The sequence below is a fragment of the Salinimicrobium oceani genome (genome assembly GCF_012037645.1).
In genome coordinates this window covers 1-410 of sequence record NZ_JAAVJR010000819.1, presented here as the reverse complement: position 1 = coordinate 410, position 410 = coordinate 1, and the positions used below count along the sequence as shown (strand labels likewise).

The following is a 410-nucleotide window of genomic DNA, read 5'->3' as shown; positions in this document are numbered from 1 at the left end:
AAGCTGGCTCTAAACGTCACTGGGATCAAAAAGGGACTTAAGGCGATGAAGACCCAGTCTTACGTGAAAGCCCAACGTCCCAAAGAAGGAGACTACCTGTACTGTTGGTTCTGGGGTATCCTCTCTGATGCCCGCGGCAGTGATGACGCCAAGGTCGCTTACGAAATGAAAAATAAGTTCTACGAAATAGCCAAGGATCTGCAACTACCTATTTACGCTGAAACACGGATAAAACGTATTAGTTTGGCCTACCGGCGTTACGGATTTGAGCTATTTAACGAATGGGATCATCCAAGCGGGGATAAAATGTATTTTTTAAGATATTTTCCACCGGCTAAAAATTAGTGATCAGTATTCAGTGATCAGGAGTAGGCAATGGGCACTCGGCAGTTTGCAGTTGGCAGTTGGCA

The 410-nt window shown here is 45.4% G+C and carries 1 pseudogene; it reads left to right on the top strand.

From position 1 onward, the window contains the following. Positions 1–345: pseudogene (locus tag HC175_RS19555) on the top strand (hypothetical protein); the annotation flags it as partial. Positions 346–410 lie beyond the last annotated feature (65 nt).